Origin of the sequence: Nocardia nova (assembly GCF_002933465.1) — a bacterium.
Classification (GTDB): Bacteria; Actinomycetota; Actinomycetes; order Mycobacteriales; family Mycobacteriaceae; genus Nocardia; species Nocardia nova_B.
In genome coordinates this window covers 12,963-32,585 of the sequence record NZ_PSZE01000033.1, presented here as the reverse complement: position 1 = coordinate 32,585, position 19,623 = coordinate 12,963, and the positions used below count along the sequence as shown (strand labels likewise).

Genomic DNA, 19,623 nt, shown 5'->3' with positions numbered 1-19,623 from the left:
CCCGCTGGGAAAAATCAACTGGTCTCCGCTCGGGCGATTGGGGCCGTCCGAGGGGAAAGGTAGTGGCGGTTGACTTGCGGGCTACCGGACGGCCGCGATCGCTCCGTCGAGCGCGCGCTGCATCCGGGTGCCGACGACCCGGGTGATCTGGGCCGGTCGCTCCGGGAAGTCCGGCAGCGGCTCGTCGAGGTAGAACGTGGCGCGGCCGTCGGGGCCGTAGGTCAGGCCGAGGAAGACGAAAACAGGTGTCGCCCCGGCCTTTCGGGCCCGTGCGGCGATGTGGCCGATGCCGGTGCCGATGGCCTGCACGCGGGTCGGATCGGTCTCGTTGCAGGTGCCCTCCGGGAACAACGCGAGGTCGTCACCGTCGACCATGCGCCCGACGCAGACGTCCATCAGTTGCTGGCCGGCGGTGTAGGCGGCCCGTGGGCCGTGGTCCTTGCCGCGGAACACCGGGATGGCGCCCATGATGTCGATGCGAGATCGCTGCCCCTGCTCGGTGAACAGCTCGTCCTTGGCCAGCACGCGGATGTGGCCGATCCGCGGCCGGAACACGCTGCGCCAGGCGAAGGCGGCGACGGTGCGCGGATCTTCCACGCTGACATGGTTGATCGCGATGATCATGCGGCGGTTGTCACGGATCAGCTGCCGGATCGCCGCGCGGGCGCCGTCCGCGTAGCGGACCGCGGGACGCTTGCGATACGCGGTGATCGCGTAGAACAGGCGGGCGCGGGCGCGGGGCGCCCGGTGGGTGCGGTAGTACTCGTAGACGGCATCGCGATTGTCGAATTCGACCGCCGGGGGCGCGGCGACGGGATCGGCGGTCGAGGTCGGGACGTTCATTCAACCTACGCTACCGTAACCTACGGCTACGTAGGTAGAGGGTATTCGCCGCGGGCAGCGGGCGAAAGATGCCGCTCACGTGATTACCCTCGAATGTAGAACGGGACCGGCGATCCCGCGCCGCGGGGAGCCGGACGATACGGCCGACCGAAGGGAGCAGGGCGATGGTGAGCACACGACCGCGGGTCCAGGTCCGGCGGATCTACGACGATCCCGATCCCGACGACGGTATGCGGGTGCTGGTCGATCGGCTCTGGCCGCGCGGGATGAGCAAGGAGAACGCTCACCTCGACGAATGGTGCAAAACGATCGCGCCCTCGACCGAGTTGCGCACCTGGTACAGCCACGATCCCGCCAAGTTCGACGAGTTCGGTCGCCGCTACCGCGAGGAGCTCCGTGATCCGGAACGCGCTGCCGACCTGGACCACCTCCGCGAACTCGCCGGGCGCGGCATGCTCACTCTCCTGTCGGCCACCAAGCGGATCGACCTCAGCGAGGCAGCCGTGCTCGCCGATCTGGTCGGGAAGACGCCGGCGTCGCACTGAGGTGGCCGGGCACAACCGGAGACAGACCGTTCCCGGCTCACAGCGGATTCGCGGTGTGCCGCACGGTCCAGCCCGCGCCGCGGCCGTGCAGTGTGGTGGCGCTGAGCGGCGGAATGTCGATGCGCCAGAACGATTCCGGCGGTGCGGCGAGGGCGAGGAGCACACTCGCGCGGACGACGGCGGGATGGGTGATCGCGACGACGCGGCTTCGGTCCCCGGCCACCGATTCGAGCCAGTCGCGCACCCGGTCGAGCAGGTCGGTGATCGCTTCACCGCCGTGGCCGCGGTAGACGGGGTCGGACATCCACACCATGAGGTCGGCCGGGTCCAGGGAGTCCATCGGCCTGCCCGCCCAGTCGCCGCAGTCGAGGTCGCGCAGGGCGGGCTCGGTGGTTGCCGGCAGACCCAACAGGGTGGCGGTCGCGGCCGCCCGCAGTTCCGGCCCGGCCAGGACCCGCTCGGCCCGCGGCGCCGCAGGGGCGGCAGCGCCGCGGGGCAGCTCGTCGAGCGGTTCGTCGACCGGGAAGCGGGCCGTCCGCATCGCCTCGGTCATGCCGTGGCTGATCAGCGTGAGCCGGGTGACGGTCGCGCTCATACCGCCGCTGCCGGCACGGCCCCGGCGGAGTCGCCGGCGCGGTGGAACAGCCGCGGTGCCAGCGTCGCGAAACCCACGCCGATGACGGACCACAGAATGACCTGCGCGGCAAGGGAATAGAAGCGGAAGTAGTACAGGTCGTCGGCGGGGAAGCCCGGGTAGACGATCCGTCCGGTCGAATCGGTAAGCGGGCCCGGTGTTTCGGTGGCCGCGTCGCCCAGTGCCCGGTTGGCGGCCAGCTGCCCGAGCGAGGGCAGCAACGCCGCGATCGCGGTCACCACCACCGCGAAGGCCAGGCCCGCGGCGATGGTCGCCGTCCAATTACCCAGGCGCACTCGTAGTTTCCGGCCCAGCCACACGGCGCCCATCGCGCAGACCGCGGCGATCACCACCATCGACAGGTACAGGCCGGTGCGTTGCCCGATCGTGTCGGGATTGCCGATCGAGGGCGGATTAGCCGGATATTTGAGGAACGGCACGGCGTACAGCACGCCGAACATGCCGCCCGCCACGCACAGCGCGAGATTGCGCGGGCTCAACGCGCCCACGTGGCCCACGAACAGGCAGTAGACCACCGCGAAAAGCGCGCCCATCGCGGCGCCGAAGACGATCGTGCCGAAGCCGAGGCCGATGGTCGACTGCACGGACCGGGTGAACAGTTCGGTGTCTTCCATGCCGGCCATCGAATGTCCGGTGGCCGCTTCGAGTGTCGTGTGCGCCGCGTCGCGCCCGCCCTCGTAGTCGATGGCGCGATCGATGATCGGCTCGGCCAGGATCCGCGCGAACACGAAGGCCGCCAGCCCGCCGATCGCACCGACCAGCACACCGCGGGCGATGATTCGTTTTTCCATTGTGGGGCTCGATCCTGCGGTCAGTGGCAGGGGTAGCCGAGGAAATGCCGTGCGTCGTGGACGAATTCGTGCACGTGCATATCGTCTCCGAAGATCGAGACCGCGCCCTGGTCGATGCCGATGAAGTAGAGGGCGAGCAGAGCCAGGATCGTGGTGCCGCCCAGCCACAGGGCCGTCGTGGGAATGGAGAGCCGAATCGACTCCAGGCCGGACCGGGGGACATAGGACGTTGCCATGTGACTCTCCTCCGGGGATTGCGCGTCCCCGCTCGATGATGGTTACACGCGATCCGAGTATCTGACTCACATTCCGCCCGGCGAAACGCTCACAGTGGCGCGACCGTCCCGGATTTTCACCGGGTTCCTCGAATCGTCGCTCGCACAACCATACGAAATTGCCGTTCGGATGGTCAATCGGCAGGTTGCGAGATCTGGTAGTGACCGAAATATCGGCATCGTCGCCGCGGTAAGAGGAGGATTTCATGGTGGTAACCGAGAAATAGCCACGTGCTGAAAGGGGGTACCTGTGAGCGGATTGCCGCGGTATGCGGCGATGCTGGCGACCGCCGGCGCTCTGCCGGCCGACAGTGCGGCGTGGGCGTACGAGGTGAAATTCGACGGTATCCGCGCCATCGGCTATGTCGATCGGGAATTGCGGCTGATCTCGCGCAACGGCAACGATGTGACCGCCGCCTGGCCGGAACTCGCCGGTCTCGCGCCCGCGGCGCCGCCGATCGTCGTCGACGGCGAAATCGTCGCCTTCGCAGCCGACGGCCGCACCTCCTTCGCCGCCCTGCAGCCGCGTATGCACCAGCGCAATCCGGCCATGATCCGCGCACTGACGCGCTCGGTGCCCGCCACCTACCTCATCTTCGACCTGCTGCATATCGACGACCGGCCGCTGATCCACCTGCCGTACGAGCAACGCCGCGGCTTGCTGGAACAACTCGGTCTGCGGGGCCCGAACTGGCGCATCCCGCCGCGGCTGACCGGCACCGGCGCCGACGTGCTCGCCGAATCGGCGCGGTTGGGGCTCGAGGGCATCGTGTGCAAGCGGCTCGACAGCCCCTACCTGCCGGGCCGGCGCAGTCCGCTGTGGACGAAGGTCAAGAACGTGAACGATCAGGAGATCGTCATCGTCGGGTGGCGGCCCGGCGCCGGCCGTCGGGCGGGGCGCATCGGCTCGCTGCTCATGGGCGTGCACGACGAGACCGGAGAATTGGTCTACATCGGTAACGTGGGGACCGGCTTCACCCAGGCCATGCTCGACGATCTCCAGGCCAGGCTGGGTCCGCTGCGGCGGCAGACCCCCACTGTCGCGGCGCCGGTGAAAGACGCGATCTGGGTGGAACCCGCACTGGTGGGCGAGGTGTCGTTCACGGAGCGGACCGGAGACGGGCGCCTGCGCCACCCGTCCTGGCGCGGATTGCGGCCGGACAAGACGCCGGACGAGGTCCACGCTCCCGGGTAGATGGGCCAGTCCTCGCCGACCGGATCATCGTGGTGCGCAGGGGAATACGCGCCGACCGACGACGCGTAGATCAGGGACGGAACACCGGCCTGTGCCACCGCGCGCAGTACCCGTTCGGTGCCCTGTACGTTCGCGCGCCAGGTCTGGAGTGGCCAGTGTGTCGGCTGGAACAACCACGCGAGATGGACCACCACATCGGCGCCGCGGAATTCGGTGAGCAGATCGTCGCAGCGTATGTCGGCACGCGCCCACCGCACCCCGTCGTCCGGCTGCCGCGGCAGCCGGCCGCGATCGAATATTCGCGGAGAGGCCGGGTAGTGCCACGGTGATCGGATAGTGCGACATGACGAGCGCAGGATGAACGGGCCGGAGGTGACGATGGCACGCGAGGTCAACCCCCGCTGGAGTGACCCGCCGAGTTTCCGGCGGGCGGTGCGCTACGCGGTCGGTGTGCTGGTGGTGGCGGCGATCGTCGCCGGGGTGGCCCTGGGCTGGGCGGCCTCGCGGGATCAGTGCGCGAACGCCGACCACGTGGCCTGCGATACCGCGTCCCGGCTGGCCGTGGGCCTGGTGCCCGGAATCGTGTTGTTACTGGGCGGCATCGGCGCGTTCGTGATCACCGTGCGACAGTGGCGCGGCGGGCAGCCGTGGCCGGTATGGCAGGGCGCGGGCTGGTTTCTGTTCGCGGTCATGGTGGTGTATCTGGCGATGGCGATGGCCGCCGGCTGAACCCGGCCGCTCGTTTGGAGTCGCCGGCAGCGGGTAGGTCGTGCACGCAAGCAGTCGCCTAGGTGATGACTGTCAGCGAGGAAGGAGACCATCGTGGCCAAGACCTCCACGACCACCGATCCGATCGCGACGGTGCTGGAGCCGGAACAGCAACGGATCGCCGGTGACGCGCTGTGCGCCACCGTCGTCGATCTGATCGACCTGAGCCTGATCGGCAAGCAGGCGCACTGGAATGTGATCGGCCCCCGGTTCCGCACCGTCCATCTGGCGTTGGACGAACTGGTCGAGACCGCGCGCGGGTTCACCGACGCGGCGGCCGAACGAGCCACCGCGATCGGCGTCAGCCCGGACGGGCGCGCCCGCACGGTCGCGGAGAGCTCCAGCGCCGAGCCGTTCCCCTCGGGGTGGCAACAAGACGGCGACGTGGTCGCCGCGATCGTCGCCACCCTGGCCGCGGTCGTGCGCAGGCTGCGCGAGCGGATCGACGCCTCCGAGAAGGCCGATCCGGTCACCCAGGATTTGCTCATCGATATCGCCGCCCGGTTGGAGCAACTGCATTGGATGTGGCAGGCCCAGGCCGCGTAACGCGCGCGCTGCGCCGATATCTGGTTCCGGCGGCGGCCGTCGTGGCCGTCGCCGGTTGCTCGGCGCCGGGGTCGCGATTGGAAGCACCGGACGCCATGCGGGTGACATCGATCGGGGCGATCGTGCACGCGCCGGTGTGGTCCTACCGATCGGGAGCGCTCGTGGCGCTGGCGCCTGACCGGGTGGTGAAGGTGAACGGCCTGGCCGACGGTCGCGGCGATACGGTCACTTCGGCACGCCTGCCGGGCTTGGGGCCGAACCTGCAGATCAGCCCGGTGGACGACGGCACGGCGCTGGTCAGTGCCACGGATCGGCAGGCAGTCGCCTCGATTCGGCTGTCCGATCTGGCCGATACCGGCACGCTGTCCGCCGGACCGCGGCCGTCGTATCTCGCCCTCGATGCGGGGGAGCGGATGCTGCTGGCGCTGTCCCAGGACGGGGCCACGGTCACGCCGGTGGATCTGCACCGCCGCACCACCTTGGCGCCCACGGTCGTGAACGCGGGGCCGCAGGCCCGGCTCGACGGGGCGAACCGCAGCCGTGAAGTGGAGTTCCACATCTACGGACCCCGGGGAAGCGCGCACTACAAGGGCAGTTCCTCGCCCGCGGACGAAACCGGCGCCGACGACGAACCCGTACTCGCGGCGGCGGGGGACGGCACCAAGGTCACCCGGTTGTATGTGGCGCGGCCCGGGGGCAGGCTGGTCGCTCTCGACTCCCGCCGCGACGGATCCGGAAACGAGACGGTCGGATCCGTCGACCTGGGCGCGCCGATCCGCTATCTGGCCACCGACGACACCCGCATCTACGCCGCGACGGACCGGCAGCTGGTGGTGCTGGAGACCCGCAGCTTCGAGGGGTACGCGAGCGGCACCATACCCGTGCTGCGCCGATTCGATCTGCCGGTGCGGCAGGCGCAGGGGCCGGCGTGGTCGGGAATCGCGGTGGGTCCGCACCGGGTCTATCTGACCGTGCGCGACCGGGCCGAGGTCGTCTCCGTCGCCAAGCCGCAACTGTGAGAGGGTGTCGCCGTGGCCGACAAGCATTCCGGCACAGTCGATGTCGGTGAGGATCTGGATATTTTGAGTGAGCAACTGCGGGGTTTGCGAGAGTTGGCCGCCGACCCGGATCTGACCGCGGCGGACGGCGTCGTCTACGACTTCGGCATCCGATGGGGCGCGATGATGTCCGGACGGCTGCCGCGCGTGGTGTACTACCGCGAACGAGGCGCGCTGTCGGTGGCCGACCGGGAGCGCTTCGACCGGCTGGCCCGCGAATTCGCCGCCGCCGCCGCGACAATCGAGCGCTTCCGGCTGGCCCCGGCGCGAACAGGCGGCCGGTCCGAGCCCGCCCGCTAGGCCACCGGTTCGAGCCACAGCTGAGCGCGGCGCATCCGGATTCCGGTGTGCGGCACCGGACATGCCGGATTCATGCAGGTCAACGCGACCATGTAGCTGTCGAGTTCCTCGTCGAGAAACAGGAACCCCAGATACAGCGCATCGCCGACACGGAAATCCGTTGCGCCACAAGCCGGGCAGCGCGCGCGCCGACGGTCGAGGTATGCCAGGACGCGATCGCGTTGCCGCTCGGTCAGTTCGATGTTCTCCGGTCGCCGTGGCGTGGCCGTCCTGTGCTGCGTCGTCATATCTCGACGTCCTTGTCGTAGTAGACGTTGTCCTCCCGCCAGCCGCCCATCCCGTGGCCGATATGGGAGTAGTCGGAGACGAACTCGATCCGGTCGATCCACTTCGCCATTTTGAATCCGACCTGGCTCTCCACCCGAAGCCGAAGCGGCGCACCGTGTTCGATGGGCAGCGGTGCGCCGTTCATGCGATAGGCGAGCAGCGTCTGTGGTTTGCCGGCCAGCTCCAGATCCAGCACCTCGTAGAACTGGCCGACGCCGTCGGCGCTCGGATCGTCGCGACCGGTGTCCTGCATGGTGAGGAAACACAGATACTTCGCGTCCGGCAGCGGGCGGGCCCGGGCGACGAGTTCGCGCAGCGGCAGTCCGGTCCACTCGCCGATACTCGACCAGCCCTGTACGCAGTTGTGCAGCACCCGCTGGGTCTGCGGTTCGCCGAGCGCGCGCAGATCGTCCAGGCTCAGGTGCATCGGGTGCTCGACCAGACCACCGACGTCCAGGCGCCAATCCGCGAAATTGTGTACGGCCATCACCTTGTACGGCAGTGCCGTCGGCGGTTTGCCGTTCACTCGATGTTCCGGCGAGAGCGCGTGCGTCGAGTAGTCCTGTCGAGACGTCAGCGGCCGGAGCAGTACGCGCCGCAGCCGGCGCACGAAGGCGCCCAGGACCCGCTGCACCGACCGCGGGTCGCGCAGGCTCCACACCGTGGCCGCGATATGCAGCAGCACGATCGCGCCGATGATCACGAACGACAGCGTGATCGCCCAATCGATATTGCGCACCTGTCCGAAGATCATCAGCGCGCTGAGCTGGCCCCAACTCCAGAAGAACACCATCGACACGTGGATGACGATGAACACCGCGAATGCCAGCAGACCCAGGAAATGCAGGCTGCGCGCCGACTGCCGGCCGCCGAACATGCGCACGAACCACGGAAAGCGCGCCTCCACCGCTGGTGATTGCGCTGCGCCGGTGAGTATCTGGAACGGGGCGAGTACAAAGATCACGCCGGCGTAGGCGAGTTTCTGGACCGCGTCGAACGGTTGCCCCGGCAGCAGCGGCGGCAGGTTGAAACTCATATATGTCACGATGTCGTCCCAGGCCGCGGGAAACAGCGACCATGAGGTCGGGATGTAGCGTCGCCACTGGCCGGTCGCGAACAGCAGGATGTAATAGGCGAGGCCGACGAGTATCCAGCCCGCGACCGTCGCGAAATGCCAATGTCTGCCCAGGCCCAATTTCTTGTGGCCGGGCAGTGCGATCAGGGAGGAGTAGCTCTCCTGCTCGTCGAGAGTGTCGTAGAGCTTGTCGGTCGGCATCTGCTTGCGGGTGAATCGCGCCCATTCGGTGCCGGGTTTGCTGTCGTCGCGCCAGAAGAGTTTCGGGTAGCTCGACAGGATCTCCACACCGCTGCGCATCGCGAAGGTCAGAAACAGCACATTGAGCCAATGTTCGATGCGCAGCCAGGCCGGAAAATCCAAGGTGGTCATCGCATATCACCCCGTTCCGCTCAGTCGTGCCAGTGCTGTGCCCGCGGGTGCGCCACGGTGATACCCAGCACTATCGCGGTGATCACCGCCAGGAAGGTCAGCGCGCAGATTCCGGCCACGCTGCCCGGAGCGCTGTCCCACCAGCCTCGGACCTCGGGCAGGCCGGGGAGCCCGGCGAGCCTGCTGACCACATACACCACCAGGAAGGCGAGGCAGACGAGCCCGCCCAGGACCCAGCCCGCGCGTGCGGTGCGGGACCCGCACACCAGCGCCGCCGCGACGACACAGCAGCCGATCAGGAATCCGAAACCCACCCGCAGGTAGTTCGGCAGCCCCGCCTCGCGCACCAGCACATACAGATGCACCCCGCCCAGACCGAGCAACAGGGCCGCCCCGGCCGCGGTGGTGGTGCGCGGCAGGTCGACGGCGGCGTAGCGGTACACGATCAGCGCCCCGGGATGATCTGTCCCGCTTTCGCTTTCAGCGCGTCGAGGACGACACGGCCGACCATCCCCATCAGGTCGGTCGACTGGACATCGCCGCAGCGCCCGATGCCCGCGGAGAAGGCCGCCGCGTCGAGCACGCGGCCGTCCTCGGCGGCGCGGACCACCTCGTGACCGCGTTCGGTGAATTGTCTGGCGAGCTCGAACCCGATACCGCTGGACGCGCCGGTTACCAGGGCGAGGGGGGCGAGGGGAGGTGTGTCGGTCATATCTCCCGCCTACCCGGACAGGGCGAACACATACCTGTGCGCCGGAATTCGCGCGACGGGCCCACCAGTTGCCGTGCCGCCACCGGTAGAGGTTTCGCCCGATTTCGCCGCACCGGAGAGGTTGCCCGCGCCGATGGCGGGTATCGGCCGCAGTGAGAACCGACGACGATCAAGGGGCGATTCGCCCAGGATAGGACGCCGAACATGTCTGCAATGGATCCGGACCCGGCCAAGACTCCGGACCTGGAACCCGGTGGTGGCGTAGCCCCCGGGTCCACCCCGCCGGATACGGCACAGACCTCGGGCCTCTCGGCGCCGGAGCCGAGCACCCGTCACCATTTCCCCGCCAGCGGGGCGATGCTGATCATCATCGTCGCGGCGATCGTGCTGGTCTTCGTCGCCGTCGTGATCGCGCTGATCGTATCCCTGGCCTGACGAGTTCGGCCCTTGACCGAAACGTTGTCGAGCTCAACCGAATTCACGGTTTTCCTTCCCTCGGGATCGGGTACTCGCGCGCATATCGCGATGGCGCGGGCCGGAGGGAGGGGGCGAGGTGTCGGTGGACCAGAGGGAATTCGACGAGGAGCCGGTGACTCCGGAACTCGATGACCAGCCCGCCGGCGAGCGGATCGTGGGTGTGGTCCGGGGCGCGCGATGCGGGGCGGTCTTTTGTCGCGACCGCGGATACCGCCCGTACGCCACGCATCGCCCGACGCATGCGTCGCCGCCCGGTTCGGGTGGGATCACCTCACGAAAAATTTTCTGGCACAACAGAATCGGAGAAATCGGTCGGCACCGGCCGTAACGCCGGCGCCGACCGTCGCCGCATTCTTCGGGGCCTGCTGTGACTAGCGCCCCGTCCGGAGGGACGATCCGTCGTATGCCTCGCGCCGGTGCACTCCGTTGTGCGGAACCGAATGGCGGCATCCGTCGCCGTTGACGGATAGGGCGCTACGTCCGGATCGTTCTCGGTACAGGAGAAGTACCCTGACTGCTCGACCGTAACCGGCGCAGTGATCGTCGATTCGACGTGAACGCGATCAGTCGACCTCGCCGGTCCGGTCGTGCTCGGCGCCCTCCGGCGTCGTGGTGCGCGGGGGTGTGAGTTCCGGGTCGTCGTCGGCGGGTGGTTCGGGATCGCGCCACTCCTCGGCGCGGCTGGAGCGGTTGCCGCGCAAGGTTCCCTGTAGGTCGTGCCGTAGTTGATCATCTTCGCGCGCACCGTGTTTGGTGTTTCCTCGGTCCATCGTCCTCTCCTTTCGCGGATCACCGGTGTCGGAGCAGGGCAGCGACGCCGTCGGTGGGACGGGATCTCGATCGATGGTCACGATGTCGGCCCCCGCCAGCGGCAGCGCCGCGCCGGCGCGACGGACGGCGCTGTGGCCCGAGGACAGATCCGACGCCTGCGCCGCGGTCGGATCCGGGGGTGCTCGGTCAACTCTCGTAATCCTGAAATGGTCACATGCGGCGGCTACCCGCACCCGCCGAGTGAAACCTCGATCCGCGCCGGAATGCGTTTGCGGGTCCGGTCGCCGGGCATCTCCGAGCCATGGAGTGTGCCGGGCGGGTGAGCCGATGGATGCCGCCGATGTGACGTTCGGGGTCGAGGAGGAGTTCCTGCTGGTCGATCCGGTCTCCGGAGCGCCGGTCCCGAAGAACTGCGAGGTCGCGCGGTCGGCGTGCGACGCCGGTATCGATCTGCAGTTGGAGCTGACCAGCTGTCAGGTGGAAACGCGTAGCTCGGTACACACGCGCACGGCCGACTTGCTGCGGGAATTGCGGCAGTTGCGCGCCGCCGTGGTGCGCGCCGCGGCCGACAACACCGCCCGACTGCTCGCGACCGGAGTGCCGCCGACCGTGCCCCACGCCTATCCGGTCACCGATACGCCGCGCTATCGCCGCATCGAGAAGCATTTCGGCATGCTCGCGCACGAACAGGGGTTGTGTGGCTGCCATGTGCACGTCTCGGTGGACGATCCGGAGACTGCGGTGCAGATCAGCAATCATCTGCGGCCCTGGCTGCCGGTATTCCTTTCGCTCACAGCCAATTCCGCGGTGTACCGCGGAACCGACACCGGATACGCGAGTTGGCGCAACGTGCTGTGGCGGCGCTGGCCCAGTGCCGGGCCGCCACCGTATTTTCAGTCCTGTGCCGACTACGACGCCGCGGTCGACATGATGCTGACCTGCGGCAGCATCCTCGACACCGGGATGGTCTATTGGGATATTCGCCGCTCCACGCATGTCCCGACGTTGGAGATCCGCATCAGCGACGTTCCCATGACGGCCGAGGAAACGGCGTTGCTGGCGAGCCTGGTGCGTGCCGCGGCCGTGGTCGGCCGTGCGGAGGTGCGCCGCGGCCGGCGGGCGCCTGCGGTACCGGCCGCCACCCTGCGCGCCGCCTATTGGAAGTCCGCGCGCGAAGGACTCGACGGCGACGGCGTCGATCCGCTGGACGGCCGCGTGGAACCGGCACGCATCCGGCTGGCGCGGCTCGTCGACTATGTCACCCCGGTCTTGCGGGAACTCGAGGAGGAGCAGTTCGTGACCGAGACGATCGCCGCGGTGACGGCCCGCGGCAACGGAGCCCGGCGGCAGTCGGCCGCCTTGCGCCGGCGCGGAGCGATCGCCGACGTGGTGGACGAACTGGCCGAGGCGACCGCGGACGGTTGTTCCGTGTAGGGGACCACGTGCTGGCCGCCGCCGCCTTCGCGGGCTGGCGACTCGGTCTGCTGCCGTTGCACCCCGCCTGGCTGAGGCTGGCCGACCGGGCATGTCTGGTGCGAGCGGAGCGGGCGCGGCGGGAACTCGATTGGCGGCCGGCGCATTCCGCCGTCGATGTGGCGACGGAGCTTGCCGCCGGTTTGCGCGAGCACACCTCCGGCGGCAGCCCGCCGCTGAATCCCGGTCCGCTGCGGTTTCGCCCGGGCCGCCCGACGCACCAGGATCAGCGGCCGGACCATCGGCTGGGATGAACGCCGGTGCCCGATCAACGCCGATGACTAGGGCTCCGGGCTGTCGGGCGCGAGGGTGCCGGATCCACGGGTGCCGGGCTTGCGGGTGTCGGCGTAATGGGAGGCCACCAGATCGCAGAGGCGCGTCAGCGACTGTTTGTTGCGGGGCTTGAGGGCCATGGTTTGCAGCACGTCGGGGATGAGCCGGCCCGGTCCGCGAATCAGCTCCTCGCTCATGCTCACCTCGGTGGTGTCGGCATCGATCGGCGTCATCGCCAGCCGGATCCACGCCACCCCCACCGGCCACAGCTCCGCCTCGAGTTCGATGCTGTTCGGCGGATCCACGGCCACCACCCGGGTGGCCTGTTGAGCCATCAGCGGCCAGGCGCCGACACTGTGATGAATCCGGGAGCCGATCCGCGGCCAGTCCTGGTCCACGTCACGCATGTGGGTGGACCCCACCACCCAGTGGCCGTAGGACCAGCCGTCGGCCAGCACGGCGAACACCTGCTCGGCCGAGCCGGGAACTCCCATCGTGACCTCGCCCATCAGCACACCGCCAACGCGTCGCGAATCATGTCCAGATGGTGCTGGACCACGGGCGCGGCGTTCTGTGCCAGCCCGGTGACCTGCGGGCTGCCGCCCTGCGCGGTCTCGGTGGCACCCGCCTGCAGCGTCTGAAGGTGGAAACCCTCCTGCATATGCAGCCAGGCCAGGTCGTAGTCGCGGCCGGTCTTCATCGCGGTGTCGCGCATCTGCTGCGACTGCTCGGCGGACGGCATCAACGGCAGGGCTACGCCGTTCGGTATCGCGACCGCGGCGCCCATCGCCTCCAGCCGAGTATGGTCGGCGACCAGAACGGGACCGAGATCGCGGACCTGCTGACACGTACCCATGACCGCCGCGCCGGCTCCGGACAGCATCTCGGTCAAATTCCCTTGGTGGACCGCGACGAGAAAATCACTGTCCTGCGCCGGCAACGCGGCCGGTTGGGCCCCGCCGACCGCGCTCGCGCCCAGCCCGAGGCCGATCGCGGCGGCGGTGGTGACCAGCAGACGATGCGGTGATCTCATGATGTGCTCCTGTTCGCCGGGTATTGTGTTCGCCGGGTATTTGCAGCTCGGATGCCCAACGCGGCGCGTCATACACGTGCCGAGGGCGGGGAAGCGAAGCGGTGTAGTCGTCGTCGTGCACCGGCACCGCGCGGCGGCAGTCGCGGCAGATCCGCCACGCCGGCTCCCTGTGCGCCGTCCATCGTGACGCTGAGTCCAGCAGGGCAGTCGCGGCCCGGCTTGCAGCCGGGGCCCGCCCCGATGCGGGACACCGGCGTCGATATCGTCGAATCGCTGCGGGATCTGCTCGAGTTCCGGCACCAGCAAGCTGTCGCCAGCTTTCTCCGTCCGGTCAGCGGTCGGTGTCACAGAGCATCAGCGGTCGGTGTCGTAGAGCGCGGTGTGCAAGCGGGACAACACCTTTCGCCGCGGCCACCCGGTGGGCCGGGAGTCGGCCAGTGCGGCGCGCGCGGCGTTGGCGCCGCAGGTGCCGTGTACGCCGCCGCCCGGATGTGCCGACGCCGAGCCCAGATACAGTCCCGGCACCACGGTTTCGGGGCGGCCGAGTCCGGGAACCGGGCGAAACACCAACTGCTGGTGCAGTTGGGAGGTGCCGCCGTTGACCGCGCCGCCGACGAGATTGCCGTCGGCGCAGTGCAGGTCGCTGGGTCGCTGCACGATCCGCGCGTGAATCCGGCTGCCGAAGCCGGGCGCGTGGGCCTCGAGCACGGCGTCGACCCGTTCGGCCAGCAGGTCGGCCGAAGCGTCGTCGGTGACCCCGCGCGGCAGGTGGGTATATGCCCACGCCGATTCGGTGCCGGGCGCCGACCGGCTGGGATCGGCCGTGGTCATCTGACCGAACAGCATGAACGGCGTATGCGGCACCACGCCGGTGCCGATATCGGTGGTCCATCGCGCCAGCCCCGCGCGGTCGGCGCCCAGATGCACCGTGCCCGCCGCCCGCAGTTGCTTCGACCGCCATGGAATCGGTTCGGAGAGTGCGTAATTCACCTTGAGGGTCGGCGCGTCCCAGGTGAATCGTTCGAGATCCGCGCGCAGCCGCCGCGGCAGCTGCGCGTCGGCGAGCAGCCGGGTGTAGAGCGTCGGCGCGTCGATGTCGGCGATGACTGCCTTTCGTGCCCGCACCACCTGCCCGGCGGCCGTAATCACCCCGTCGGCGCGCCCGTGACGGATGAGGACGCGATCTACCGGCTGGCCGCAGTGCACCCGGGCCCCCGCCGACTCGGCGCGGTGGATCAGGGCCGCGCTCAGCGCCCCGGCTCCGCCCACCGGAACCGGAAATCCGCCGTTCTGGGCCAGCATGGTCAGCAGATAGCCGTAGACACCGCTGCCGGGCGCGTCCACCGGTACGTCGGCATGCATGGCGTTGCCCATGATCAGCAATTTGGCAGCTTCGTCGTGAAACAGTTCGTCGACCATCCGCCCGACCGGCAGGATCAGGAACCGCAGATAGCGGAACAGCTCGGCGGAGCCGAGATCACGCCACAGCCCGGCCGCGCCGCGCACGGGCGGGAACGGGCCGAGGAACGACCCGAGTAGATGTTCGCGTACCTGCCGCCACTGCTCGAACAGCCGCATCCAGGTGCGGCCGTCGCGGGGATCGCGCCGAGCCAGCGCCTCGGCCGTGGCTTCGGCGTCCGGATGCACGACGGCGGCATCCGTATCCTCGGGGCCCGACGGGTGGCCGTACACGATGGGCGCTCGGCTCCATCGCAATCCGTGATCTTCCAGACCGAGGTCCCGCAGCGCCGGCGAGGCCCCGGCCATCGGATAGAACGCGCTGAACAGATCCATCCGGTAGCCGGGCACCAGCTCGGCACTGCGCACGGCGCCCCCGGCGGTGTCCTGGGCCTCCAGCACCGCCACATCCCAGCCGTGATCGGCGAGCAGCGCGGCGCTCACCAGGCCGTTGTGCCCGCCGCCGATGATCACGGCATCGACCGGCTCGGCGTCGAGCGGCGCCGAACCACCGGGAGCGGGCGAGGACATGGGCACTCGCTAGGGCCGGGGCCGGTCGACGTCCCCGCGCCACGCACCGGATTCCTGTTGGCGCGCTTCGATGAAGTCGCGGAAACGCTCGAGGTCACCCTTGACGCGGCGATCGAGTATGCCGAGCTTGTCGGCGACGTTCTCCACGAACCCGTCCGGATCGATATCCATCTGCGCGGTGACGCGCGTGGTGTCCTCGTCGAGCCGATGGAAGGTGATCACGCCCGCATGCCGGGGACCGGCCTCCGAGGTCCACGACACCCGCTCGTCGGGGTGCTGCTCGGTGATCTTCGCGTCGAATTCGCGCGTCGCGCCGGCGACGTGCACCGTCCAGTGGGTGTGCGTGTCGTCGCGCTGCTCGACCCGCTCGACGCCCTGCATGAACTGCGGGAACGATTCGAACTGGGTCCACTGGTTGTACGCGGTGTTTACCGGTACGTGCACATCGACCGATTCGGTGACTGTTGTCATGCTGCGACCTCCTCGTGGTCTCGGTGGGCAACGCTGACGCCATACCCGCGCCACGCGCTCGTACACGGATCACTCGGTGGTGGCGCCGAGTGCGTGCGGCGCCGCGTCGCGGGTTACCAGGTCAGAACGGGTTTGACGACGCGTCCCGCGTGGTGGTCGGCCAGGGCGGTGCCGATCTCGGTGGACGGGTAGGACCGGACCAGCCGGTCGAGCGGTAGCCGCCCGGCCGTGTAGAGCTCGAGCAGCTGCGGGATGAACCGCTGCGGCACGGCGTCGCCTTCCAGGCAGCCGTGAATGGTCTTGCCGCCCAACACGATCTCGCGCATGTCGAGTTGCGGGACGCCGAGGCCGACCACCGCCACCGCGCCACCGGTGGCCAGGGCCGCCACCGCCGCGGCGAGCACCTCCGGGCGGCCGGCGGTGTCGAGGGCATGGGTGGCGCCGCCGCCGGTGAGTTCGGCGATCGTGGCGGCGGTCTCGGCGTCGGCCGGGTCCAGCGCGGCGGCCGCGCCGAGTTCGAGGGCGAGCGCACGGCGATCGGCCGAGGGTTCGACGACCAGCACCGTGGTGCCGGGCAGTGTCCGCGCGGCCAGGAGCCCGGCCATGCCGACCGCACCCGCGCCGTAGATCAGGATCTGCGAATCCGGTTCGGGGGCGAGCACATTCAGGACCGCGCCCGCGCCGGTCTGGAAACCGCAGCCCAGCGCGGCGGCGACGACCGGATCGGTGTCGGCGGGGACGACGATCGTGTTGTCTGCGGTGCTCAGCGCGTACCCGGCGAAACTCGACTGCCCGAAGAAGCCGTCGCGCACGCGCGTGCCGTCGACGGTGATGCGGGGCGAGCGGTCGGCACGGCCGCCGAACTGGTTCAACGCGGTGGATCGCGCACAGTACGGCAGCCGGCCGAGACGGCAGTTGCGGCAGTTCCCGCAGTGCCGGAAGGTCAGCACCACCCGGTCGCCGGGCCGCACACCCGTCACCTCGGCGCCGACGGCCTCCACCACACCCGCGCCCTCGTGGCCGAGCAGCACCGGGCGGTCGGACGCGCCGGCGGCGCGGGAGACCAGATCGGTGTGGCAGATGCCCGACGCCTCGATCCGGACCAGGATCTCGTCCGCGCGCGGCTCGTCGATCGCGACGGATTCGAGGCTGAACGGAGCCTGCGGATCACGCGACAGCGCGGCAGTGGTCAGTGGCACGGCTCAGACCCGCTCGAGCAGGAAGTAGAAGAATTCGCCGCCGGCGAGCACCAATTCGGGGCGTCCGTTCATGATGCCCATCAGCGTGTTGTCGTCGAGGCGCTTGAAGTGGTCGAACACCGCGCGGCCGTCGTAGACCATGGTCGCGGTGACCTCGCCGCGGAATTCGATATTCCACAGCGTGGCCTTGCCGCCGCCCAATTCGACATCGGAGAACAGTGTGCCGTCCTCGGCGCGGCAGATCAGCGGTTCGGCATCCATCGTCGAATGAAAGGTCTTGCCGTACCAGCCGCTCTTGTCGAGTGCGCGGCACAGCGGATGTCCGGTGCGGAAGGCCGCGCCTCCAGCTGGTTCGGCAACCTACACCCGAACCAGCTGGTTCGGCAAGATAGGATCCGCGGCATGCGCGCAGCAGGCCATGCCACCAGGGAGCGAATCCTCGCCGCGGCCAAGGCGGAGTTCGCCCGCTACGGCGTGGCCGGAGCCCGGATCAACCGGATCGCGGAGGCGGCCAATGCCAGCAAGGATCGCCTGTACGCCTATTTCGCCGGCAAGGACGATCTCTACGCTGCGGTGACCGAGCAGTGGGCGACCGAGACCACCGCCGAGACCGCCCTGGACGCGGGCGATCTGCCGTCCTATGTCGGCAGGCTTTTCGATCACTATCTGCGAAACCCCGACAATGCCCGCCTGCAGGCGTGGGCGGAGATCGAACGCACCGACATCCCGGGCGCCGACGAGGCGATCCGCCGCGCGGTCGCACCCAAGATCGCCGAGATCCGCCGCGGTCAGCGCGCCGGGGTCATCACCGGCACCTTCCATCCGCTGACGCTGCTGACTCTGCTGACCGATCTCGCCCGCACCTCCGCGGTCCACGCCCTGCACGACGACGATGCCGAGGACCGGCGCGCGGCCACCGTTCTCGCGGCCCGGCGGCTGATCGCCCCCTGAGTGTGGCGCCGGTTTGCCCGCCGTGGTCGCGGGTAGCGCGAGTGCTGAGGCTCCGCGCAAGCACGGGGCTTCCACCGCCGCCACGTCGACAGGAGATCGCGATGGGTTTTCCGGAGCAGCAGCAACAGGTCCCCGGGGTGCAGCAGCAGATGTCTCCGCGACCGGACTGCGGGGAGGGCAGCTATCAGGGATCGGGCAAGCTCACCGGAAAGTCAGCGGTGATCACCGGCGCCGACAGCGGAATCGGCCGGGCCGTGGCCATCGCCTTCGCGCGCGAGGGCGCCGATGTGCTGATCTCCTACCTCGACGAGCACGAGGACGCGCAGCAGGTCGTCGCGCTGGTGGAGCAGGCGGGCCGCAAGGCGGTCGCGGTACCGGGCGACCTCTCCGATCCCGAACACTGCAAGGCCGTCATCGACCGCGCCGCAACCGAATTCGGCAAGATCGACGTGCTGGTCAGCAATGCCGCGTATCAGATGACGCACGAAAGCCTCGACGAGATCTCCGGCGAGGAATGGGATTACACGTTCAAGCTCAATGTCGGCGCGCTGTTCCATCTGGTGAAGGCGGCCGTCCCGCATATGCCGGCGGGCGGCTCGATCATCGGCAGCTCCTCGGTGAACTCCGATATGCCCTCGCCGACGCTGGCGCCCTACGCCGCCACCAAGGCGGCGATCGCCAACTTCTGCGCCAGCCTCGCGCAGATGTTGGGGGAGAAGGGGATTCGCGTCAACAGCGTGGCGCCCGGCCCCATCTGGACGCCGCTGATCCCGTCCACCATGCCGGTGGAGAAGGTGCGCAACTTCGGCGACGACGTCCCGCTCGGGCGGGCGGGGCAGCCCGCCGAGCTCGCCGCCTCCTATGTGCTGCTGGCCTCCGACGACGGCAGCTACATCTCCGGCGCGCGGCTCGCCGTCACCGGCGGCCGGCCGATCCTCTGATCGGCCCGTCAATCGGTCCGGCCGTGGCCGGTCCCGGGCGGCGGAGCGGACTCCGGCCGTCCCGGCTGCGGAGAGCCCTCGAACAGGATGGGACGGTCGGCCGGGCCCAGGAACAGGCCGAACAGCAGCATCGCCGCGCCGAGGCCCAGATGCAGCCAGTTGTCCGCGGTGTTGACCGGAATGACGTTCGCGGTCGACTCCTTGTCCACGACCAGTCCGTACACCCAGAGCGCGAGATAGACGACACCGCCGGCGATGAGGTAGGTCCGCGCGGTCATCGTCGTGCGGCCCATCGCCAGACCCGCGACGCCGAACACCAGGTGCACGGTGTTGTGCAGGCCCGAGACCTGGAACACCCCGAACAGTTCGGCGCCGGAATGGTGCCCGCTCCAGGTGAGCATGTCGTAGTTCGTGGTCACGCCCGGAATGAATCCGAGCACCCCGACCACCAGGAACGCCGCCCCGACCAGATAGGCCGCGGCCTGCACCGGGGAAACCCGCGCCCGATGCCGAGGTACAGATGCGGTGGCCATTGCTGCTCCCTTCGAGTGCCGACGATTCGCCCGTATCTCCGAAGGTAACC

At 69.0% G+C, this 19,623-nt stretch carries 26 protein-coding genes, 2 pseudogenes and 1 riboswitch; of the genes and pseudogenes, 11 read left to right on the top strand and 17 right to left on the bottom strand.

The window, feature by feature from the left end:
* Positions 1 to 81: 81 nt before the first annotated feature.
* Positions 82 to 843 carry a 1-acyl-sn-glycerol-3-phosphate acyltransferase gene (locus tag C5E41_RS28310; protein WP_104378781.1) on the bottom strand — a complete coding sequence of 254 codons (762 nt, stop codon included), beginning with the start codon at positions 841 to 843 and terminating at the stop codon, positions 82 to 84.
* A 164-nt stretch (positions 844 to 1,007) separates the two neighbouring features.
* Here C5E41_RS28310 and C5E41_RS28305 point away from each other — a divergent pair, with 164 nt between their 5' ends.
* On the top strand, positions 1,008 to 1,388 hold the full coding sequence (locus tag C5E41_RS28305; protein ID WP_104378780.1) for a DUF488 domain-containing protein: 381 nt from the start codon (positions 1,008 to 1,010) through the stop codon (positions 1,386 to 1,388).
* 37 nt (positions 1,389 to 1,425) lie between these two features.
* On the opposite strand, the gene C5E41_RS28300 is transcribed toward C5E41_RS28305, so the two are convergent.
* Genes C5E41_RS28300 through C5E41_RS28290 form a run of 3 tightly spaced genes read right to left on the bottom strand, consistent with a single transcriptional unit; the run spans position 1,426 to position 3,070 of the window.
* Positions 1,426 to 1,983, bottom strand: coding sequence for a histidine phosphatase family protein (locus tag C5E41_RS28300; RefSeq protein ID WP_104378779.1), 558 nt, complete (start codon positions 1,981 to 1,983; stop codon positions 1,426 to 1,428).
* Entirely contained in the window at positions 1,980 to 2,834 is an 855-nt protein-coding gene (locus C5E41_RS28295; RefSeq protein WP_104378778.1) for a CbtA family protein, read from the bottom strand. The genes C5E41_RS28300 and C5E41_RS28295 overlap by 4 nt, the downstream gene beginning before the upstream one ends.
* Positions 2,835 to 2,854: 20 nt before the next feature.
* Positions 2,855 to 3,070 carry a CbtB domain-containing protein gene (locus C5E41_RS28290; protein WP_104378777.1) on the bottom strand — a complete coding sequence of 72 codons (216 nt, stop codon included), beginning with the start codon at positions 3,068 to 3,070 and terminating at the stop codon, positions 2,855 to 2,857.
* A gap of 35 nt (positions 3,071 to 3,105) precedes the next feature.
* A riboswitch (cobalamin riboswitch) is annotated at positions 3,106 to 3,246 on the bottom strand.
* 113 nt (positions 3,247 to 3,359) lie between these two features.
* Between C5E41_RS28290 and ligD the strand changes: the two genes are divergently transcribed.
* Positions 3,360 to 4,304 (top strand): non-homologous end-joining DNA ligase, encoded by a 945-nt coding sequence (gene ligD, locus C5E41_RS35425; protein ID WP_104378776.1) that lies wholly within the window; start codon positions 3,360 to 3,362, stop codon positions 4,302 to 4,304.
* Positions 4,305 to 4,330: 26 nt separating this feature from the next.
* Here ligD and C5E41_RS35420 read toward each other — a convergent pair.
* Positions 4,331 to 4,561: pseudogene (locus tag C5E41_RS35420) on the bottom strand (NAD-dependent epimerase/dehydratase family protein); the annotation flags it as partial.
* Between the two features lie 100 nt (positions 4,562 to 4,661).
* Here C5E41_RS35420 and C5E41_RS28275 point away from each other — a divergent pair.
* The 4 genes from C5E41_RS28275 to C5E41_RS28260 all read left to right on the top strand — a co-directional run bounded on the left by C5E41_RS28275 (position 4,662) and on the right by C5E41_RS28260 (position 6,976).
* The gene (locus C5E41_RS28275; protein ID WP_258081321.1) at positions 4,662 to 5,033 is read left to right on the top strand and encodes a hypothetical protein; all 372 of its coding nucleotides are present in this window, start codon (positions 4,662 to 4,664) and stop codon (positions 5,031 to 5,033) included.
* 93 nt (positions 5,034 to 5,126) lie between these two features.
* On the top strand, positions 5,127 to 5,618 hold the full coding sequence (locus tag C5E41_RS28270; RefSeq protein ID WP_104378774.1) for a Dps family protein: 492 nt from the start codon (positions 5,127 to 5,129) through the stop codon (positions 5,616 to 5,618).
* A gap of 95 nt (positions 5,619 to 5,713) precedes the next feature.
* Positions 5,714 to 6,637 carry a hypothetical protein gene (locus tag C5E41_RS28265; protein WP_258081318.1) on the top strand — a complete coding sequence of 308 codons (924 nt, stop codon included), beginning with the start codon at positions 5,714 to 5,716 and terminating at the stop codon, positions 6,635 to 6,637.
* 12 nt (positions 6,638 to 6,649) lie between these two features.
* Positions 6,650 to 6,976 carry a hypothetical protein gene (locus tag C5E41_RS28260; protein WP_104378772.1) on the top strand — a complete coding sequence of 109 codons (327 nt, stop codon included), beginning with the start codon at positions 6,650 to 6,652 and terminating at the stop codon, positions 6,974 to 6,976.
* On the opposite strand, the gene C5E41_RS28255 is transcribed toward C5E41_RS28260, so the two are convergent.
* Genes C5E41_RS28255 through C5E41_RS33510 form a run of 4 tightly spaced genes read right to left on the bottom strand, consistent with a single transcriptional unit; the run spans position 6,973 to position 9,462 of the window.
* A complete protein-coding gene (locus tag C5E41_RS28255) occupies positions 6,973 to 7,263 on the bottom strand; it encodes a hypothetical protein (protein WP_219823272.1) in 291 nt (96 codons plus the stop codon). The genes C5E41_RS28260 and C5E41_RS28255 overlap by 4 nt on opposite strands.
* On the bottom strand, positions 7,260 to 8,750 hold the full coding sequence (locus C5E41_RS28250; RefSeq protein ID WP_104378771.1) for a molybdopterin-dependent oxidoreductase: 1,491 nt from the start codon (positions 8,748 to 8,750) through the stop codon (positions 7,260 to 7,262). The genes C5E41_RS28255 and C5E41_RS28250 overlap by 4 nt, the downstream gene beginning before the upstream one ends.
* Positions 8,751 to 8,770: 20 nt before the next feature.
* Positions 8,771 to 9,193 carry an oxidoreductase gene (locus tag C5E41_RS28245; RefSeq protein ID WP_104378770.1) on the bottom strand — a complete coding sequence of 141 codons (423 nt, stop codon included), beginning with the start codon at positions 9,191 to 9,193 and terminating at the stop codon, positions 8,771 to 8,773.
* A gap of 2 nt (positions 9,194 to 9,195) precedes the next feature.
* A complete protein-coding gene (locus C5E41_RS33510) occupies positions 9,196 to 9,462 on the bottom strand; it encodes an SDR family NAD(P)-dependent oxidoreductase (RefSeq protein WP_146097720.1) in 267 nt (88 codons plus the stop codon).
* Positions 9,463 to 9,666: 204 nt separating this feature from the next.
* Here C5E41_RS33510 and C5E41_RS28235 point away from each other — a divergent pair, with 204 nt between their 5' ends.
* A complete protein-coding gene (locus C5E41_RS28235; RefSeq protein WP_104378769.1) occupies positions 9,667 to 9,897 on the top strand; it encodes a DUF6480 family protein in 231 nt (76 codons plus the stop codon).
* Positions 9,898 to 10,502: 605 nt separating this feature from the next.
* Here the strand turns inward: C5E41_RS28235 and C5E41_RS28225 are convergent.
* A complete protein-coding gene (locus C5E41_RS28225; protein ID WP_104378818.1) occupies positions 10,503 to 10,709 on the bottom strand; it encodes a hypothetical protein in 207 nt (68 codons plus the stop codon).
* 328 nt (positions 10,710 to 11,037) lie between these two features.
* Here C5E41_RS28225 and C5E41_RS28220 point away from each other — a divergent pair, with 328 nt between their 5' ends.
* Together C5E41_RS28220 and C5E41_RS28215 are read left to right on the top strand one after the other, a co-directional pair.
* The gene (locus tag C5E41_RS28220) at positions 11,038 to 12,144 is read left to right on the top strand and encodes a glutamate--cysteine ligase 2 (RefSeq protein WP_104378767.1); all 1,107 of its coding nucleotides are present in this window, start codon (positions 11,038 to 11,040) and stop codon (positions 12,142 to 12,144) included.
* A complete protein-coding gene (locus tag C5E41_RS28215) occupies positions 12,132 to 12,437 on the top strand; it encodes a hypothetical protein (protein ID WP_146097719.1) in 306 nt (101 codons plus the stop codon). Before C5E41_RS28220 ends, C5E41_RS28215 begins: the two co-directional genes overlap by 13 nt.
* A gap of 27 nt (positions 12,438 to 12,464) precedes the next feature.
* Here the strand turns inward: C5E41_RS28215 and C5E41_RS28210 are convergent, their stop codons facing one another.
* The 6 genes and pseudogenes from C5E41_RS28210 to C5E41_RS28185 all read right to left on the bottom strand — a co-directional run.
* Positions 12,465 to 12,965, bottom strand: a complete 501-nt coding sequence (locus tag C5E41_RS28210; RefSeq protein ID WP_146097718.1) for an SRPBCC family protein — start codon at positions 12,963 to 12,965, stop codon at positions 12,465 to 12,467.
* Positions 12,965 to 13,489 (bottom strand): DUF4142 domain-containing protein, encoded by a 525-nt coding sequence (locus C5E41_RS28205; protein WP_181063460.1) that lies wholly within the window; start codon positions 13,487 to 13,489, stop codon positions 12,965 to 12,967. The genes C5E41_RS28210 and C5E41_RS28205 overlap by 1 nt, the downstream gene beginning before the upstream one ends.
* A 354-nt stretch (positions 13,490 to 13,843) precedes the next feature.
* Positions 13,844 to 15,478 (bottom strand): phytoene desaturase family protein, encoded by a 1,635-nt coding sequence (locus C5E41_RS28200; protein ID WP_104378764.1) that lies wholly within the window; start codon positions 15,476 to 15,478, stop codon positions 13,844 to 13,846.
* Positions 15,479 to 15,487: 9 nt separating this feature from the next.
* Positions 15,488 to 15,949: an SRPBCC family protein gene (locus C5E41_RS28195; protein ID WP_104378763.1), complete on the bottom strand. Its 462-nt coding sequence runs from the start codon at positions 15,947 to 15,949 to the stop codon at positions 15,488 to 15,490.
* A 113-nt stretch (positions 15,950 to 16,062) separates the two neighbouring features.
* Positions 16,063 to 17,148, bottom strand: a complete 1,086-nt coding sequence (locus C5E41_RS28190; RefSeq protein ID WP_104378762.1) for an NAD(P)-dependent alcohol dehydrogenase — start codon at positions 17,146 to 17,148, stop codon at positions 16,063 to 16,065.
* Positions 17,149 to 17,151: 3 nt separating this feature from the next.
* Positions 17,152 to 17,490: pseudogene (locus C5E41_RS28185) on the bottom strand (DUF4334 domain-containing protein); the annotation flags it as partial.
* A 60-nt stretch (positions 17,491 to 17,550) separates the two neighbouring features.
* On the opposite strand from C5E41_RS28185, the gene C5E41_RS28180 reads away from it, so the two are divergent.
* Positions 17,551 to 18,099, top strand: coding sequence for a TetR family transcriptional regulator (locus C5E41_RS28180; protein WP_030513844.1), 549 nt, complete (start codon positions 17,551 to 17,553; stop codon positions 18,097 to 18,099).
* Positions 18,100 to 18,200: 101 nt separating this feature from the next.
* Positions 18,201 to 19,040, top strand: coding sequence for a glucose 1-dehydrogenase (locus C5E41_RS28175; protein WP_104378760.1), 840 nt, complete (start codon positions 18,201 to 18,203; stop codon positions 19,038 to 19,040).
* Positions 19,041 to 19,048: 8 nt separating this feature from the next.
* Here C5E41_RS28175 and C5E41_RS28170 read toward each other — a convergent pair whose 3' ends face one another.
* Entirely contained in the window at positions 19,049 to 19,573 is a 525-nt protein-coding gene (locus tag C5E41_RS28170; RefSeq protein WP_063015568.1) for a DUF4383 domain-containing protein, read from the bottom strand.
* Positions 19,574 to 19,623 lie beyond the last annotated feature (50 nt).

Bases quoted from the DNA above. Each gene is read 5' to 3' on its own strand.
- C5E41_RS28205 (WP_181063460.1), bottom strand. From the start codon at position 13,489: ATGAGATCACCGCATCGTCTGCTGGTCACCACCGCCGCCGCGATCGGC.
- C5E41_RS28275 (WP_258081321.1), top strand. From the start codon at position 4,662: ATGAACGGGCCGGAGGTGACGATGGCACGCGAGGTCAACCCCCGCTGG.
- C5E41_RS28305 (WP_104378780.1), top strand. From the start codon at position 1,008: ATGGTGAGCACACGACCGCGGGTCCAGGTCCGGCGGATCTACGACGAT.
- C5E41_RS28310 (WP_104378781.1), bottom strand. From the start codon at position 843: ATGAACGTCCCGACCTCGACCGCCGATCCCGTCGCCGCGCCCCCGGCG.
- C5E41_RS28210 (WP_146097718.1), bottom strand. From the start codon at position 12,965: ATGGGCGAGGTCACGATGGGAGTTCCCGGCTCGGCCGAGCAGGTGTTC.
- C5E41_RS28295 (WP_104378778.1), bottom strand. From the start codon at position 2,834: ATGGAAAAACGAATCATCGCCCGCGGTGTGCTGGTCGGTGCGATCGGC.
- C5E41_RS28225 (WP_104378818.1), bottom strand. From the start codon at position 10,709: ATGGACCGAGGAAACACCAAACACGGTGCGCGCGAAGATGATCAACTA.
- C5E41_RS28265 (WP_258081318.1), top strand. From the start codon at position 5,714: ATGCGGGTGACATCGATCGGGGCGATCGTGCACGCGCCGGTGTGGTCC.
- C5E41_RS28175 (WP_104378760.1), top strand. From the start codon at position 18,201: ATGGGTTTTCCGGAGCAGCAGCAACAGGTCCCCGGGGTGCAGCAGCAG.
- C5E41_RS28290 (WP_104378777.1), bottom strand. From the start codon at position 3,070: ATGGCAACGTCCTATGTCCCCCGGTCCGGCCTGGAGTCGATTCGGCTC.
- C5E41_RS28255 (WP_219823272.1), bottom strand. From the start codon at position 7,263: ATGACGACGCAGCACAGGACGGCCACGCCACGGCGACCGGAGAACATC.
- C5E41_RS33510 (WP_146097720.1), bottom strand. From the start codon at position 9,462: ATGACCGACACACCTCCCCTCGCCCCCCTCGCCCTGGTAACCGGCGCG.
- C5E41_RS28170 (WP_063015568.1), bottom strand. From the start codon at position 19,573: ATGGCCACCGCATCTGTACCTCGGCATCGGGCGCGGGTTTCCCCGGTG.
- C5E41_RS28195 (WP_104378763.1), bottom strand. From the start codon at position 15,949: ATGACAACAGTCACCGAATCGGTCGATGTGCACGTACCGGTAAACACC.
- C5E41_RS28220 (WP_104378767.1), top strand. From the start codon at position 11,038: ATGGATGCCGCCGATGTGACGTTCGGGGTCGAGGAGGAGTTCCTGCTG.
- C5E41_RS28300 (WP_104378779.1), bottom strand. From the start codon at position 1,983: ATGAGCGCGACCGTCACCCGGCTCACGCTGATCAGCCACGGCATGACC.
- C5E41_RS28180 (WP_030513844.1), top strand. From the start codon at position 17,551: ATGCGCGCAGCAGGCCATGCCACCAGGGAGCGAATCCTCGCCGCGGCC.
- C5E41_RS28235 (WP_104378769.1), top strand. From the start codon at position 9,667: ATGTCTGCAATGGATCCGGACCCGGCCAAGACTCCGGACCTGGAACCC.
- C5E41_RS28250 (WP_104378771.1), bottom strand. From the start codon at position 8,750: ATGACCACCTTGGATTTTCCGGCCTGGCTGCGCATCGAACATTGGCTC.
- C5E41_RS28200 (WP_104378764.1), bottom strand. From the start codon at position 15,478: ATGTCCTCGCCCGCTCCCGGTGGTTCGGCGCCGCTCGACGCCGAGCCG.